The sequence below is a fragment of the Myxococcus sp. MH1 genome (assembly GCF_059738865.1).
The window spans coordinates 2,618,466-2,633,615 of record NZ_AP026947.1 but is presented as its reverse complement, the minus strand read 5'-3'; the positions used below and the strand labels follow the sequence as shown (position 1 = coordinate 2,633,615).

Annotated in this window: 15 protein-coding genes; 4 read left to right on the top strand and 11 right to left on the bottom strand. The window is 68.9% G+C overall.

Translation table 11 applies throughout. The features are described from left to right. Positions 1–47 precede the first annotated feature (47 nt). The gene (locus tag AC6JA9_RS10795; protein WP_223750237.1) at positions 48–314 is read right to left on the bottom strand and encodes a hypothetical protein; all 267 of its coding nucleotides are present in this window, start codon (positions 312–314) and stop codon (positions 48–50) included. Between the two features lie 251 nt (positions 315–565). On the opposite strand from AC6JA9_RS10795, the gene AC6JA9_RS10790 reads away from it, so the two are divergent. Both AC6JA9_RS10790 and AC6JA9_RS10785 read left to right on the top strand, forming a co-directional pair. Further along, a complete protein-coding gene (locus AC6JA9_RS10790; protein ID WP_497959621.1) occupies positions 566–799 on the top strand; it encodes a hypothetical protein in 234 nt (77 codons plus the stop codon). Positions 800–858: 59 nt separating this feature from the next. Continuing rightward, on the top strand, positions 859–1,728 hold the full coding sequence (locus AC6JA9_RS10785) for an oxygenase MpaB family protein (protein ID WP_223785465.1): 870 nt from the start codon (positions 859–861) through the stop codon (positions 1,726–1,728). 60 nt (positions 1,729–1,788) lie between these two features. Here the strand turns inward: AC6JA9_RS10785 and AC6JA9_RS10780 are convergent, their stop codons facing one another. Continuing rightward, positions 1,789–2,922 carry an FAD-dependent monooxygenase gene (locus AC6JA9_RS10780; protein ID WP_223750234.1) on the bottom strand — a complete coding sequence of 378 codons (1,134 nt, stop codon included), beginning with the start codon at positions 2,920–2,922 and terminating at the stop codon, positions 1,789–1,791. Continuing rightward, entirely contained in the window at positions 2,919–3,548 is a 630-nt protein-coding gene (locus tag AC6JA9_RS10775; RefSeq protein WP_223750233.1) for a TetR/AcrR family transcriptional regulator, read from the bottom strand. Before AC6JA9_RS10775 ends, AC6JA9_RS10780 begins: the two co-directional genes overlap by 4 nt. 177 nt (positions 3,549–3,725) lie before the next feature. Here AC6JA9_RS10775 and AC6JA9_RS10770 point away from each other — a divergent pair, with 177 nt between their 5' ends. After that, positions 3,726–4,484: a 2OG-Fe(II) oxygenase gene (locus tag AC6JA9_RS10770; RefSeq protein WP_223785464.1), complete on the top strand. Its 759-nt coding sequence runs from the start codon at positions 3,726–3,728 to the stop codon at positions 4,482–4,484. A 111-nt stretch (positions 4,485–4,595) separates the two neighbouring features. On the opposite strand, the gene AC6JA9_RS10765 is transcribed toward AC6JA9_RS10770, so the two are convergent. Beyond that, positions 4,596–5,258, bottom strand: coding sequence for a hypothetical protein (locus AC6JA9_RS10765; protein ID WP_223785463.1), 663 nt, complete (start codon positions 5,256–5,258; stop codon positions 4,596–4,598). A gap of 182 nt (positions 5,259–5,440) precedes the next feature. Beyond that, on the bottom strand, positions 5,441–7,156 hold the full coding sequence (locus AC6JA9_RS10760; RefSeq protein WP_497959620.1) for a serine hydrolase domain-containing protein: 1,716 nt from the start codon (positions 7,154–7,156) through the stop codon (positions 5,441–5,443). 289 nt (positions 7,157–7,445) lie between these two features. Here AC6JA9_RS10760 and AC6JA9_RS10755 point away from each other — a divergent pair, with 289 nt between their 5' ends. Continuing rightward, the gene (locus tag AC6JA9_RS10755) at positions 7,446–8,738 is read left to right on the top strand and encodes a GspE/PulE/PilB domain-containing protein (RefSeq protein WP_223785461.1); all 1,293 of its coding nucleotides are present in this window, start codon (positions 7,446–7,448) and stop codon (positions 8,736–8,738) included. A 13-nt stretch (positions 8,739–8,751) separates the two neighbouring features. Here AC6JA9_RS10755 and AC6JA9_RS10750 read toward each other — a convergent pair whose 3' ends face one another. The 6 genes from AC6JA9_RS10750 to AC6JA9_RS10725 form a co-directional block, all read right to left on the bottom strand. Beyond that, positions 8,752–10,167, bottom strand: a complete 1,416-nt coding sequence (locus AC6JA9_RS10750; RefSeq protein ID WP_408891330.1) for a DUF3526 domain-containing protein — start codon at positions 10,165–10,167, stop codon at positions 8,752–8,754. Between the two features lie 17 nt (positions 10,168–10,184). Next, positions 10,185–11,612 (bottom strand): DUF3526 domain-containing protein, encoded by a 1,428-nt coding sequence (locus AC6JA9_RS10745; protein ID WP_408891331.1) that lies wholly within the window; start codon positions 11,610–11,612, stop codon positions 10,185–10,187. Positions 11,613–11,622: 10 nt separating this feature from the next. After that, positions 11,623–12,327, bottom strand: coding sequence for an ABC transporter ATP-binding protein (locus tag AC6JA9_RS10740; protein WP_408891332.1), 705 nt, complete (start codon positions 12,325–12,327; stop codon positions 11,623–11,625). Between the two features lie 145 nt (positions 12,328–12,472). Then, positions 12,473–13,984: a peroxidase family protein gene (locus AC6JA9_RS10735; protein ID WP_223750225.1), complete on the bottom strand. Its 1,512-nt coding sequence runs from the start codon at positions 13,982–13,984 to the stop codon at positions 12,473–12,475. A gap of 31 nt (positions 13,985–14,015) precedes the next feature. Further along, positions 14,016–14,549, bottom strand: a complete 534-nt coding sequence (locus tag AC6JA9_RS10730) for an AidA/PixA family protein (RefSeq protein ID WP_223750224.1) — start codon at positions 14,547–14,549, stop codon at positions 14,016–14,018. Positions 14,550–14,612: 63 nt separating this feature from the next. Further along, the gene (locus tag AC6JA9_RS10725; protein WP_223750223.1) at positions 14,613–15,146 is read right to left on the bottom strand and encodes an AidA/PixA family protein; all 534 of its coding nucleotides are present in this window, start codon (positions 15,144–15,146) and stop codon (positions 14,613–14,615) included. Positions 15,147–15,150: the final 4 nt, after the last annotated feature.

The window sequence follows — 15,150 nt, the reverse complement described above, 5'->3', positions numbered from 1 at the left end:
GGGGAAGCTGCTGCCGGTACGCGAAGTCGGCCAGCCACCAGAATGGTCTACGTGCCCTCGTTCTTGCTTTCGAGTTCACTCTTCAGACCTTCAAGTTCAAGTTCGAATACATAGATGGTCGGATGGTCGGCGCCGGGACGCAGGGTGACGGCGAAGTTGGCGGCGCCGAATGCGGTTGAGGCCGTCAGCTCTACTTCGGGGATACCGAGCCTGTCGGAGACGACCTTCACGGCCCTGGCCATCGTGGGGTGCGACCCTTCATCGATATGGACGATGACCGAGCTGCCTTCGACTTTCTTGAAGTGAATTCCCACGAATGTCTCCGATGGAATGAGTAGGGGTAGGCGCGAGCCGGCGCCGTGTGGTTCGAGGATACTGCTCGGCAAACGACTGGTCGCCGAAATGCAGCCGCCTCACCCACGAGGACACCGGGCATGTCGCGAACAACCTTCTCGAACTCCGCGCGGGCCACCGACTCCGTCGTCCACCGCATCTGCGTGTCGCGCACGCTCCGCGCGAGGCCGTTCTCATTGGGCGACCTGTGGCTGACCGAGGCCTCTCTGGCGTGGCAGGCGGCATGGTGGATCGCGTCGGCTCGGTCATCGAAGAGTTCGCGCTCGTGTACGGCATCCGGTTGCGCGTGCCGTCGACCGAGTTCGCGGGGCTGATCCGCCAAGCTTGGGCGGACACGTCGGCCTTCGCGACCATGACCCGGCTGAGCGCGACCGAACTGCATCCAATTGCCAATAAGCGCACCGCGCGGTTCGTGGCTACGCTCGTGGAGCCGAACAGCGACTGACCCGTGCGCCGTGACTTGTGAATCGCGGTTCCCCCCTGAACCCAGGTGCGTTCATGACCATGAGCGATGAGGCCGAAGGCTCGACCACGAAGACGCAGCTACGGCAGCAACTGGACGCCATGGAGAACGACGCACTTCGACAAGCGGCCAACTGGTTCATCCTCGCCGCCGGCACGGCGAACGTGATCATGCAGCTCTCCCGGCCGGCCGTCGCCTACGGCGTCATGGAGAGCAAGGTCGAAGAGGGCAACCTCTTCAAGAACCCGAAGCGACGGGCCCGCACCACGCTGGCGTACATCGCGGTGACGATGCTCGGCGGAGCGGAGGAGCGCGCCGCGATACGCCGGGCGACGAACGTCTCCCACGCGCGCGTCCGCTCCGAGCCCGGGCATCCAGTCGGCTACAACGCGTTCGACCCCGCGCACCAGCGCTGGGTGACGGCGTGCCTGTACGTCGGCGCGGAGGACGCGTACCAGCGCGTGCACGGCCCGCTTCAGGGCGAGTTCCGGGAGCGGTTCTACCAGCAGGGGAGCGTGTTCGGCACGACCCTGCAGATGCCGCCCGAATCGTGGCCGCCGACCCGCGACGACTTCGAGGCGTACTGGCAGGCGGAGATCTCGGGGCTCACGATGGACGAGCGCACGCGCGACTACCTCTGCCGGATCGTGCGACTCGAGTACCTCGGCCGCCGCATCCCCGCGCCCGTCCTGCGGCTTCGGCAGCGACTGGTCGCGGGCTACCTGGGGCCGGAGTTCCGCACGCTGATGCAGCTACCGTGGACGGAGGCCGACGTCCGGGCATTCAAGAAGTTCAACCGACGGCTGGCGGGTTTCATGCGTCTGGCCCCCGCCGCAGTACGCGAGGCGCCGCTGCGCCGTCAGCTGCGGGACGTGCGCCGGCGGCTGGCCGAGGGGCGCCCGCTGTTCTGACGTCGTCGGCCGTCAGCGCCGGGAGTCCGGCGGGTACGGAGGCTTCGGTGCAACTCCACCTCACCCCACGGGAACACCGGGCATGTCGCGAACGACCTTCTCGAGCTCCGAGCGGGCCACCGACTCCGGCGTCCACCGCATCAGCGTGTCGCGCACACTTCGCGCAAGGCCGTTCTCCCATTGGGCAACACGCCCGATCATCCACGAGCGGTCGCGAATCCGCTCCGCACGCGGACGACGGAGCTGCTCATACCGGGCCAGCGCCTCGTCCGTAGGGCCCATCGTCACCAGGAGCTGCGCGAGCGCCGCGGCGTCCTCGATGGCCAGCCCCGCGCCCTGCCCCAGGTTCGGCGTCACCGCGTGGGCCGCGTCACCGAGCAACACGACGCGAGGCTTCCACCACCGCGGCGCCGAACAATCCTCGATGTCGTTGTGAAGCAACCCGTCGAGCCCACCGAAGGCCGCCAACGCCGAGCGGGCCGGGTCCGCGAAGCCTGCATACAACGCCTGGAAGCCGGACAGGTCCCTCCACGGAGCCGGCGCGCGACGCGGGGCATTGAGCGTGAGGAAGACATAGGACTTCCGCTCGCCCAGCGGCACCACACCCACGCGCCTGCCCGTGCCCCACATCTCCACCACCGCGTCCTCGAAGTGCCCCTCCACCACGCCGCGCCAGCACGAGTAACCGGAGTAGCGAGGGTGCACCTCGGCACCACACACGTGCTCCCTCACGAGGGAACGGATTCCATCGGCGCCGACCACGACGTCGTAGCGTCCCCCTGTTCCATCGGAGAACTCGACGTCCACGCCATCCACCCCACTTCGCAAGCCCACCACCGTCACACCCAGGCGAGGCGCGGGGGACACGGAGCGCAGGACCTGGAGCAGCTTGTTCCGATGAAGCGTGGTCGCAGGTAGCGACAGCCCCGGCACGGAGTACGGCGTCTGCTGGAGCACACGCCCCGATGCATCCGTGATGCGCGCCAGTCCCACCGGATGCCCGACGGCGAGGACGGCCTCATGCAGCGCGAGCCCCTTCATCACGGCCATCACGTTCGGACCGAGCACGATGCCCGCCCCCTCGTCCCCATAGGAGGGCCGCCGCTCGACGAGCTCCGCCACCACACCCCGCCTCGCCAACGCGGCCCCCAGCGCGAGCCCACCGATTCCTCCACCCACCACGAGGACCTTCACGATGACCTCCTCGAACCCAACCCCACGAGCAGCATCTCCAAATCACGCCGCAGGCGTGTTCGCGCCGTGGCCACCGTGGAGCCCGCCATCGGCACGAGCATCCGCATCACCGCCGCGTAATAGACGCCGAAGACCAGCTCCGCCGCCCGCTCGCCGTCCACCTCCGCTCGCAGCTCACCTCGCGACTTCGCGTCGGACACGACCGATGCCAGCGCCCCCACCAGCCTCGCCAGCGCCGGGCGATGCAGTTCCTCGGCGGCGCCCGTGAGCCATGGCAGCTCCTTCACCACCACCCGCGCCAGCTCCGGCTGCGACGCGTAGTGGGTCAACAGCGGCGAGAACAGGTGCATGCACCGGTCCACGAAAAGCCCCTCCCCCGGCAGCGACGTCACCGCCCGCTCCACGAGCGGCATCGCCTCCGCGCGCCACAGCTCGTGCAGCAGCGCGTCCTTCGTCTCGCCGTACACCAGCACCGTGCCCGTCGCGACGCCCGCCGCCTCGGCGATGGCGCGCACGGTCGTCCCCTCATAGCCACGCTCCGCGAACAGCCGCTTCGCCGCTGCCCGGATGCGCTCCCACTTCTCGCTCTTGGCTCGCTCCCTCAGGGACATATTGAACAGGTTCATAATTGAACGCGTTCAAAATCTCCAGGAATTCGCTCCCCAACCGCACCGGGAGCCACACAGGCAGGCGCTGGCGACGCGTCGAGCGTTGAAGGAAGGAGCGTGCCGCCGGCGTGGGATTTCGCGAGGCGGCGATGTAGGGATGCGCCGTGCCCGACCTGCTCGGGCGGAGGAGGACGGGTGACAGTCGCAACCCTCGAAGAAGGCCCGCTCAGGGGGCCGAGCTTCTTTCTCGACCGCACGGCGCTGCGGGCGGTGGCGCTGGCCCATCGCGACCGCTACGGCGTCGCGAAGCCCCATCCCCACGTCGTCATCGACGGCTTCCTCGGAACGCGGTTGGCGTCCGAGCTGGCTTCGGTCTTCCCGGGGGCGAACGACGCGCAGTGGAAGCGCAGGGACCACGTGGAGCAGGCGGCCCGCCTGGGACAACTCCAACGCAAGGCGTTCGAGGACGTCCCCGGCCCGCTCCGGCACCTGCTCTCGGAGTTCTCCGGCATGTCGTTCATCGACTTCCTGGAGACCGTCACCGGCGTGCAGGGGCTCATCCCGGACCCGCACTTCCGGGGCGCCGGCCTGCACCTCACGCTGCGCGGCGGACACCTGGCGTTGCACGCCGACTTCAACCGCGACCGCTTCCGAGCCCTCACCCGTCGACTGACCGTCCTCTACTACCTGAACCCGGACTGGCAGCCTGCCTGGGGCGGCGACCTGGAGCTATGGAACGCCGACCTCACGCGATGCGAGACGCGAATCTCACCGGTGCTCGACCGGCTGGTGGTCATGGCCCATGGCGATGACCACTGGCACGGCCACCCCACCCCACTGGACTGTCCCGAGGGACGAGGTCGCGCCGCGGTCGCCGCCTACTTCTACACCGCGGAGGTCGCCGCGGACGCGCCGGAGCCCCACAGCGCCATCTGGGCTCCCACGCGCCTGTAGCCTCTTCCCCCGCCCGCATCCGCGAGCAGGAGAAAGGACGAAGTCAGGGAGGGCCAGTTCACGCACGGGCCCCTCCGCGACTTCAATCCGAGCCGAGGAGGTCCTCTCGACTCAATAGATGCACTGGAGTCCGAGGTTCAGCACGAACGGGACCCCCGTGTTGGCGTAGAGGTTCATCGTGCCCGTGGTGTAGCCGAAGTACTGGCAGACCCGGTTGACGGACGAGCGCAACTGCCACCACGAGGTGAACGGCGGGTTCATGCCGCTGAGGAACGGAAACCGGGGGTCATCGGTGTCGACTCCGCGAGGCGCCACGTGGGTGCTCGGGATGCAGACCAATCCCATCAGGTCCGCCGACGTGTTCTGGAAGCCCGTGAAGAACCCCGTGTTGTAGACAGAGCCACACTCCCTGTCGGCGATGGCGCCCGCGTTGTACGCCGCCTGCGAATCGAGCGAGGTGGAGCTGCCCTGCCACAGAGCCCACGCCCTCGCATCCGAGCCAGGGAGGTCCTGCCAGGTCACCATGTCGGAGGTGAAGCAATGGATGCCCATCAGCTCACCCGACTGCTCTCCGGTATACATGCCTCGCGCATAGCCATAGTTGGCACACACCCGCTCGGCGCTGCGGTTCGCGTAGGCCCAGCCCACGTCGTTACGATTCGTGATGGGATATCCCCCCGCGCTTCTGTCGGCGGCCGTCGTGTCGAAGAAGACAATCCCCGCGAGGGCGGGGGCCGAGACCAGTGCGACGATGGCGGCTGCAAGGGATGTCACGAGCTTGGAAATTCGCACGGCTCCAAACATTCTCTCTCTCCTGGAAGGAACATCGGCGGAGGTCGCCGAGAGAGATACGAAGCCCTGGTGAATCCTGGTCATCGTCGGCTGTGCATTTCCCGGGGAAGCCAGCAGCGCGCTGTACGATTCCCATGCAATCAAATACATGCCCGCGCGACGCGTCAGCGAGGACCGGGAGCGCTGGTGCCCGCGGAGGGCACAGGAGCGCCCCGCGACACGCGTTCGGCACGGAAGCGACGTAGGCGCCGGCTGCTCACCAACATGCCATCGACGCCACCTGACGACCCCTTCGTGAAGGACACCGCGCCGAACGAGCTCACGAAGCGGTTGCCCCCCACGGGCTCGAGCAGGAGGTCGTCGCGACGGAACCAGCTCAGCGCCAGCTTCCCGTCGACGAGCCGCACCGTGTACGTCATGTCCACCTCGTCGCTGCGGTACTGCCCGACCAGGGCCTCCAGCTCGCCCACCGTGGGCATCGGCTCGCGCACCCGGACGAACTCTCGCGTCGTCGGCCAGAAGTCCTGGATGCCCAGCGCGGTCGCACCCGGCGCCGCCGACGCGTTGAAGCGCCAGACCCCGGGCGTCGGCTCGGCCGGCCGGAACGCCCCCTGGCCGATGGGAGTCAGCGCCGCGGTGGCGCCCACCTCGCGCAGCGCGCCGTCCTTCACCTCCAGCCGCACCACCTCGTCCGTCTGGGGGCTCCAGTAGTTGCCGGCCAGCGCCGCCAGCTCCTCCGCGGGCACCACCACGGCGGGCGGAGTCGTGTCCTTCAGGAGGTTGCCCAGGTACACCTCGGCCACCTTCCGCGCGAGCACCGTCGGGTCGATCTTCCCGTCGTTGCACAACACGGTGATGGCCAGCTTCTGCTCGGGGAAGAGGATGCTCTCCGTGCGGAAGCCCGCCACGTACCCATCATGGGTCACCGTGCGCAGGCCCCGATACGCCCCCAGCCGCAGCCCGCCGCCGTAGCCCGTCTCCCGGCCGTCGTTCAATCGACCCGAGGTCTGGAGCAGGTCCCGCAGCGCCGTCCCACCCAGGCGGCCATCGAGCAGGTTCTGCTGCCACGTCAGCAGGTCGTTCACCGACGAGTACACCGCGCTCGTGCCGTTGTACCCGAGGTCCGCCGAGCTCAACCGCCACCCCCCTTCCGCGCGGGGCATGTACCCTGTCACGCGCTGGGGGATGGGCGGCGCCAGGTCATCCCGGAACGAGGTGTCCACCATGCCGAGCGGCTTGAAGATGCGCTCGTCGGCGAACGCCCGCAGCGACTTGCCGGACACGCGCCGCACGATGATGCCCAGCAGCGAGTACGCGGCATTGCCATAGAGAACCTCCTCGCCCGCAGCGAAGTTCACCCCGCGCTGCCGCGACTGGACCCAGAGGACATCCTCCTCGGTGTACAGGTCCTCGCCGCGCCATCCCGCCAGGGAGAGCAGCTGGCCCTGTTCGCGCAGCCCGTTGAGGTGGTGCATCAGGTGCGCGACGGTGATGCGCCTGCCGTGGTCGGGCAGCTCCGGCACGTGCTTGCGCACATCATCATCCAGCGACAGCTTCCCCTCCTGCGCCAACAAGCCGATGGAGAACGCGACGAACTGCTTGGTGATGGACGCCAGGTTGAACGAGGAGCGAGGCGTGAGCGGCACACCGAACTCCAGGTTCGCCAGGCCATGGCCCTTCACGTAGTCGCGCACGCCGTCGCGCGAGACGCCCACGCCACAACCGGGCGACGCCTTGCCACGCCAGGTGGCGAAGAGCGCATCGATGCGGGCGTGACGCTGGGCCCGCGTCTCTCGCACCGGTTGGGCGCGGGCAACGGGAACCACCAGACCCCACGAGACGAGGGCCACCCACAGCAGGAGGGAACGGGAAGGTCGCATGCGCGGAGGATTCCGGAACCCGCTCCCCCATGTGCCGCACATCTGCGAAGCGCCGCCCGGCATCGGTGAGCGCCTCGATTCCGGCGGTGGACGACGCCCCTTGGAGGCGAGTCCCCTCGGCCCCGCCCAGGTGCCTCCCGGTCCGCGGCCCATAAGCGCGCGGAATCATAGGAAGCCTCTCGGGTGAGACCTGAGTCACGATTCAGGAAGGCCGCCTCCCCCGGCGGTCCGACGACAAGACCTTCTCCGAGGTGGACGGGACGAGGGATGCCGTCCTTGAATCCGCCGCATGACGCGGAGACTCGGCGAGCGGCTGGTGCTGGAAGGCGTGTTGACGCCGGAGCTGTTGTCGCGAGCGCTCGCGCATCAACAGGAGACGGGCCAGAAGCTGGGTGAATGCCTGGTGCGGCTGGGCGTGGACGAGACGCCGGTGCTGAGGCTGCTGGCGCAGACGCTCTCGACGCGCTTCGTCTCCACCGAGAAGCTGAGCCTGGCGAAGGTGGACCCCGCCCTGCTGGAGAAGGTCCCCGTGCGCCTGGCGGAGGGCTTCGACTTCATGCCCCTGCGACTGGCGCAAGGCGTTCTCTACGTGGCCATCGCGGAGCCGCAGCGCCAGCGCGCGCTGGAGGAGATTGTCCGCACCGTGGGCGTCACGCAGGTGCTGCCCTTCATCGCGGTGCGCAGGTCCATCCGCGCGGCCATCCGCAAGCACTACTACGCGGTGGCGGACGCCTTCGAGCACCCGCCGGAGGACGAGGCCTGCCCCCACTGCGGCGCGCCCACGCTCCCCAAGGACTTCCAGTGCCCCCGCTGTGAGCTGCTGCTGGTGCGCCACGTCGAGGACCTGCCGCCCCGCGACAACGTCTCCCTCGTCCGCGCGCTCCTGACGCAGCCCGAGCGACAGGGCACCTCGGGCACCCCGCGCGCTCCGCAGTCGGAGACCACGCGGGTGGCGCCGTTCGACGCGGCCCAGGAGGGCTCACAGGCCCGGCCGTTCCTGGTGGGTGGCCTGAGCGTGACGAACCTGCGGCTCAGCCCCTTCGAGGCGTATGTGCTCTCCCTCGTCGACGGGCAAACGTCGCTGTCGGACCTGTCGCTCATCACCCAGCTCGCGGAGGTGGAGCTGCGCGCGCTCTTCGCATCGCTGGGCGAGCGGGGCGTCACCCGGCTCTACGAGCCCCCCGCGCCGACAGCCCGCGCGGCCTCCGTCCCGGCCGAGCCGACGCCTCCGCCCGTCCCACAGGCGACGCAGGCCGGACGCGCGGTGCCCAAGCCCTTCGTCGAAGACGCCAACGAGGATGTCCTCCAGCGCGTCATCCGGCTGGAGCAGGCGGGACGGTGGGCGGAGGCCATCGAGCTGCTGGAGCGAGGCATCGGCCTGCTCCCCCACCCCGCGCCGCTCTACAACCGCCTGGGGATGATTCTGCTGAACCACCACCGGGACTACGAGCGCGCCACGGCCCTGTTCCAAAAGGCCTCCGACCTGGCGCCGGAGAACAACCTCTACACGATGAACCTCTACTCGGTGATGTGCCTGCGCGCGGACGCCACCAACGCGGGCCAGCACAAGGCGCGACGCTGAAGCGCCCCTTCGCTCACGACAACCGGGGACGGCCCAGCCACAGCAGCCCCAACCCCAGGGCCAGCAACGTGGGCCACGCGAGCGCGAGGAACCCCAGGGCCACCCGCGGGACGACGTCGGCACCGGGCTGCTCGACATAGGCGAAGCGCGGCAGTCGCGCATGGTCCGCCGCGCCCAGCGTGTCGCCCGCGAAGACTCGCGGCAACAGGGCCTCGCGCCACGAGGCGTGGAAGCGGTCCACCTGCCGCAGGAAGTGCGCGTGCCGTGCTCCACCGGTCCCCGCCACGTCCTGGAGCGCCTGCTGGAAGGCCAGCGCGGGGGACACGAAGCGCAGCAGCTCCAGCGCGGACTGCTGCGCGTCCAACTGCGACTGGAAGGCCGCGACCACGGGGGCGGTGGCCCGGGCCGCCTCGTCCTGCACCGCCAGCGCGGTGGGCCAGTAGCCCTCCGTCCGGGTCCCCTTCGGCGCCAGCTCCGGATGGTCCTCGAAGTAGGCGGACAGCACTTCGCTTCCCCGCCGCTGCGCATCCAGCGAGGCGTCGCGGGTCGCCCCCACCAACGCCACGCGCGAGGGCACCGGATACAGCGCGCTCACGCCGAGCTGCGCCGCGGCGGGCACCACCACCACGAGCAACAACCACACGCCCACCAGCACCAGCGCATTGGTGGCGGAGCTCAGGGCCCGCGCGTTCACCGCCAGCGCCAGACAGAACCAGAACGCCCCATAGCCCACCACCAACGCCAGCCACCCCAGGAGCCTCGGCAGCCCGCCACCTCCTCCCGTCAGCACATGCCCCGCGAGGCCCGCGAGCACACACAGGCTCAGGAGTACCGCCGCGCGAACGGCGAGCCTGCGCAGCGCCCAGCCCCGAAGCCCCGTGGCCTGCACCAGCACCAACCGGAGCGTGCCGTCCTCGCGCTCACGGGACACCAGGTCGAACGAGAACGCGAGCGCGAACAAGGGCAGCAGGTAGAGCAGCACGAACGACACATCCAGCGTCCCGGTGGCCAGGTGCGCCGGGTGCTCCAGCGTCTCGCGCGCGAAGTCCGTGAGGCGGCCCTGCAGTGACACCTGGTAGGACGACGGCAGCAGGTCCATCTGGCCCACCGTGAAGACGCTCAGCGGCCCCGGAGGCAGGAGCGCCTCGGGCTGGACGAGGAAGTTGCCCACCGGCACCGGCATCGTGGGGCTCTTCCAGGCGGGGGGCGCGGTCCCCTGCCCCTGACGCAGCGCCTCGGCCTGGGCCGCGAGCTGGTCGCGTCGCAGGGCCTCCTGGGTGAGCAGCGCTTGTTGATGGGCGCGCAGGTCCTGGGTGAAGCGCCAGCCGTTGTAGAGGCCCAACGCCATCAGCCCGAGCAGGAGCGCGGCGGCGAAGAGGAGCATCCGGTCCTTGCGAAGCAGGAACCACTCGTGTCGGAGCAGGGACATGTTCATGGGCTCGTGCCTCACAGCGCGCTCAGGCGTGCGCCGGCGCGCAGGGCGAACGCCGTGGTCCACGACAACCAGAGCCCGAGCAATAAGAGCCCCGGAACCTGGGACGAAAGCGCATCCGTCAGTCGCTCCGCCTCCAGGCGCAGCTCCGGCACCTGCCGCCACAAGGACGCATCCGCCTTGTAGTTGGCGTCGCCGTGCTTCGAGCGGAACGCGACGTCATCGTTCATCCGCTTCACCAGCGCCTGCCGGTAGTCCTCCGCCTGCTCGGTGAAGCGCAGGTGCGCGGACAGGTCCGTGCGCGCGAGCGACGCGGACACCTGCCGGAGCGCGAGCATGGGCGACAGCGGCGCGAAGGCGCGGTGCAGCCGCTCCTGGGACGCATAGCGCTCCCGCAGCTCCCCGAAGCGCACCGCCGCCACCTTGCTGCTGTACTCCTCACCCGCCTGGAGCGCGATGCCCCGGAAGTTCACGGGGAGCGCCTCCACCGAGTCCACCCCGTAGCGAGCCAGCGTCTCGCGCTCCAGCGCCACCTGCCGCGCGTCCGCCGAGTCATGCCCGCTCAGCCCCTTCTCGTAGTCCTCCGCGAGCCTGCGCGCGAAGTCCTGCGCCGTCGGCACCGGCGCCCACGTCCGGGCCGCGTCCGCCGCGAGCCGGGGCACCAGCAGCGCGTTGAGCATCCACACCGCCAGCAGCACCACCAGCGCGCCGCGCGACGTGCGCGCCCACGCGCTCACCGCCAGCCCCAGGAACACGAAGCCCGCCAGGTACAGCCCATACCCCAGCGACAACACCGACAGGCGCCCCAGCAGGTCTCCCCACGAGACATCCAGGCCCCCGCCCAGCCCCACCACCAGGCCCAGCCCCACGACGACGAGCGGCACCAGCAGCGCCGCCAGCGCCAGCCCCACGCCCAGCGCCTTGCCCAGCACGAGCTGGTGACGCCGCACGCCGGTGCTCAACAACAGGCGGAGGGTGCCCTGCTCCCGCTCGGCCGTGAAGGCGGAGTAGGTCAACAGGATGATGAGCAGCGGCAGGAGGAGCTGGAGCACTCCGGCGCCGGTGAGCTCTCCGAAGCGGGCCACGGCGGTGGCGTCCGTCGCGGGGCGGTGCTGGGTGAGGTTGCGCTTGTGCGCCTCCAGGTAGACGGCCACGCCCAGGTACGGCTCCACGCCCCGGTCGAACGCGGCCAGGACGGACTCGGGCTTGAAGGCCCAGACGCCGTAGTGCGCCGCCGAGTGGGGGTTCTTCTCCCCCTGCTCCAGCCAGTGCTGACGCGTCAGCCGCGCGCCCGCCTCGCGCTCGGCGCGCGACTCGCGCACGTGCAGCGCGCCCATCGCCAGCCCCACGACGGCCAGCAGCCCCACCAACATCCCCGCGGTCCGGAAGCGCCCGTCCCGCGACAGCTCCACCCATTCCTTGCGTGCGATGGCCCGAATCATTCGTGCGTCCTCAGCCCCGCATGTGCGTCAGGTACAGCTGCTCCAGCTCCGCGTGCCCCAATTCCCGCGTGGCGCGCGTCTCCACCAGCCGGCCCGACTTCATGATGCCCACGCGCGTGCCGGACTCCTTCGCGCGGAACAGGTCATGCGTCGCCATCAGCACCGCCATCCCCTCGCCGCTCAAGCGCAGGAGCAGCTCCGACAGCTCGTTGGAGGCCAGCGGGTCCAGGCCCGACGTCGGCTCGTCCAGGAGCAACGCCTTCGCCCCCTTGGCCAGCGCGATGGCGATGCCCACCTTCTGCCGCATGCCCTTGGAATAGCGCCCCACGGGCACGTCCATCGCCTCCGGCTGCAGCCCCGCGCGGGCGAGCCAGTCCGTGGACTCCAGCGTGGACAGCGCCGGCCGTCCCGCCAGCGTGTTGAAGTAGGCCAGGTTCTCCCGCCCCGTCAGCCGGGGGTAGAGCATCACCAGCTCCGGCACGTAGGCGAGCAGCCCGCGCACCTGGGCCTCGTGGTGACGCACCTCCAGCCCCGCGACGCGCGCCTCCCCGCCCGTGGGCTCGATGAAGCCCAGGAAGAGGTTCAGCGTCGTCGTCTTGCCCGCGCCGTTCGCCCCCAGCAGGCAGAACACCTCACCCGCCTGGATGGACAGGTCCAGCCCCTCGAGCGCCAGATGCGCGCCGTAGCGCTTGGACAGGTTCCTCGCTTCAAGCATGGAGACTCCCATAACGGAGTCACCCGCAATATAGCAACTTGATTGCATCTACAAATCGATACACATCCCGTGTGCCTCCGGGGACACTCCGGGCCGCATGGGACGGAACACGAGGTCCCATGCGGCCCGCCTTGAGCAGCGCGGCTCAGGACTTCTTGTACGCGTCCGCGATGCGCAGCAGGTCCGCGATGGTGAAGTCCCCGCCCGAGCCGTAGGTGGGCTTCCAGCCCTTGTTCTGGAGGAAGGACGTGGGGTCGTTGAGCAGGACGCTGAAGAACGTCTCCCCGACGATGCGTCCGCCCACCGGCCCGAGGAAGCGACCCTGGTTGGCGAGGTTCGCCTCCTTGAGGATGTAGTACCAGAGCGGCGCCACCGTGCTCCCCCACCCCTGCGGCAGGCCGAGCTGCGAGTTGGCGTAGCGGGTCGTCCCCAGCGCGTCGGCGACCGTCTGGCCGGCCGGCAGGGTGAACTCGTTCTGGCGCAGCAGGTTGCGCCCCGCGAGCGACAGGTACAGCGGGTCCGGCTTGCCCTGATACTGCGGATGGTCGAAGCCCGGGATGAGGGCCTCCGGCAGGTTCAACAGCTCCGAGGCCAGGTACGTGTCGAACAGCTTGGCGCCCTGCGGGGTGACGCCGGAGCCCAGGTTGAAGAAGTTCTTCCAGTCCACGCGCTTCTCGGGGCTGAGGAACGTCCCGGGCTGGTGCAGGTCGAAGATCTGCACGTTCGAGTAGCTCGAGTTGACGGTGTACGTCTCCCGAATCGTCGCGTGCCCCATGCGGTAGGCGGCGGCGGAGAACTCGATGGGAATCTGCTGGAGGTTGGGCGGGAAGTACTGCGGCCCCTGGTTCACCAGCTTGCCGTAGAGCTCGTCGCCGACGAAGCGGCGCACGAAGTCATGGTAGACAATCCATTGGTAGTGCCAGCGCACCCGCTTCGAGGCCTCGGTGAAGAGCGCGCCCCCGGAGAACGAGCCCGACAGGTCCTTGACCACCTGGTTGTGGAACTTGATGAAGGCCAGGTGCAGCTGATTGACGAACATGTTGTCGTCGTTGCGCGGGTCTCCGATGATGGCCGTGCCCTGGACGTTGCGCAGCACGTCCCCGTCCGGGTTGTCCTGCCGCCCGAACAGCAGCGTGGCGCCGTCCTTCGCGTCGAACAGGAAGGCGTCCTGCACCGGCCCCCGGCCGTAGATGTTGCCCAGGTCCAACGTCGGGGTGATGGCGTCCCGCGTCTGGTTCGGCTGGGTGCCCCGGCTGTTGATGTCCGAGAACACGTCGAACGTCAGGTCATGGTCCAGGAACTGGCCCAGGAACGTGTAGCCCGCGGGGATGGTGGGGTTGTCCTGCGGCACGCTCGGGCCCAGCCGGTCATCGTCCATGGGCCCGCCCGGCAGCGTGAGGGCGCGGAGGTCCTCCACGTTGAAGACGGAGGGACGCAGGTCCGGGAACATGCGGAAGAAGTCGGAGACGACGGGGCCGTTGTCGCCGGTGAGGGATTGCGCGGACTTGCTGGAGACAGCCGGGCCCACGACGCCGTGGGGGCGCACCAGGTTGCCGGACGGCGCCTTGGACAACATGGCCGCCCCGGTGCCCCGGTGGAACGGACAGCCGCTGCCCGGGAGCGCGGCCGTGACGCGCGGGGGAATCTTGTCACTCATGACGAATCTCCTGTGTGTCGAGCGGCGTGGCTCAGGTGGTGATGGTGATGTACGGGTCCCACGAGTACGTCCCCACCTTGTTGCCCTGGTTGTCCGTCACCTGGACGTAGAGCTGGTAGGTCACCTTCTGGTCCGTCAGCGACGCGGTGGGCTGCAGCGCGGTGGACTGGAAATAGAAGTCCACGTAGGGCTGGGTGTTGTAGCCATCCACCTGTCCCCCCGCGACCTCGGGGACCGGCACCTTGATATGGGACACCAGGGGCTGGGGCGGAGAGATGCACTGGGCATTGCCGGAGACGCGCATCTTGTAGAGCACCGCCGAGTACTGGGTGTTGAGCGTCAGCGACGCCATCCGCCAGCGCAGCGTGTCGCTGGTCTTCGCGGCGACGGTCAGCTCGGGAATCGCCTCCATGCCCACCGCGTCGTCCTTGCGCACCAGCATGTACACACAGTCCGAGATGGGCACCCCCGGCTCGTCCGCGGAGCCATTGGGGCCATGCACCTTCAGCACCTTGTCCACATCCACCACGGTGAGAACATCGATGAAGCCATCATCCTGCGCCATGACGCACCTGTTCCTTCCAGTTCGAGTCGAGACAAATCCAGACATCCACCCGCGCGCCGCGCGTCAGGCGGTGATGGTGATCTTCGGGTCCCAGGAGAAGTAGCTCAGGATGTTCCCGTCGTTGTTCGCCAGGGCGAACGTGAAGGTGTAGACCACGGGCGTCGTCGTCGGGTTCACCGCCGTCGCCTGGAAGTAGGCATCCTTGTACGTCTGCTTCGAGTCCACCGTGACCTGGGTGCCGTGCACCGACGGCAGGGGCACCGTCACCGTGGGCTCGATGAGGAAGGGCGGCGTGATGCAGCCCTCTCCCCGGAGGATGTCACACCCGTTGAGCGCGACGCTGAAGCGCGTGTTGCCCGTCAGCGAGGTGATTCGCCACCGGATGTTGTTGTTGGTGTTGACGACGATGTTCAGGTCATCCGTGGCCTGCCCCGACAGCATCTCGTCGTAGCGGATGAACATGTAGACGTACGGGGTGGGCTCCCCCAGGTCCACGGGGTGGTTGGAGTCCGTGCTGAACTTCCCCTGGTAGTCCAGGTAGAGGTTCTCCGCGTCCACGACAATCAAGACATTGGCGGTGTTCTCGGTATCTGCCATGACG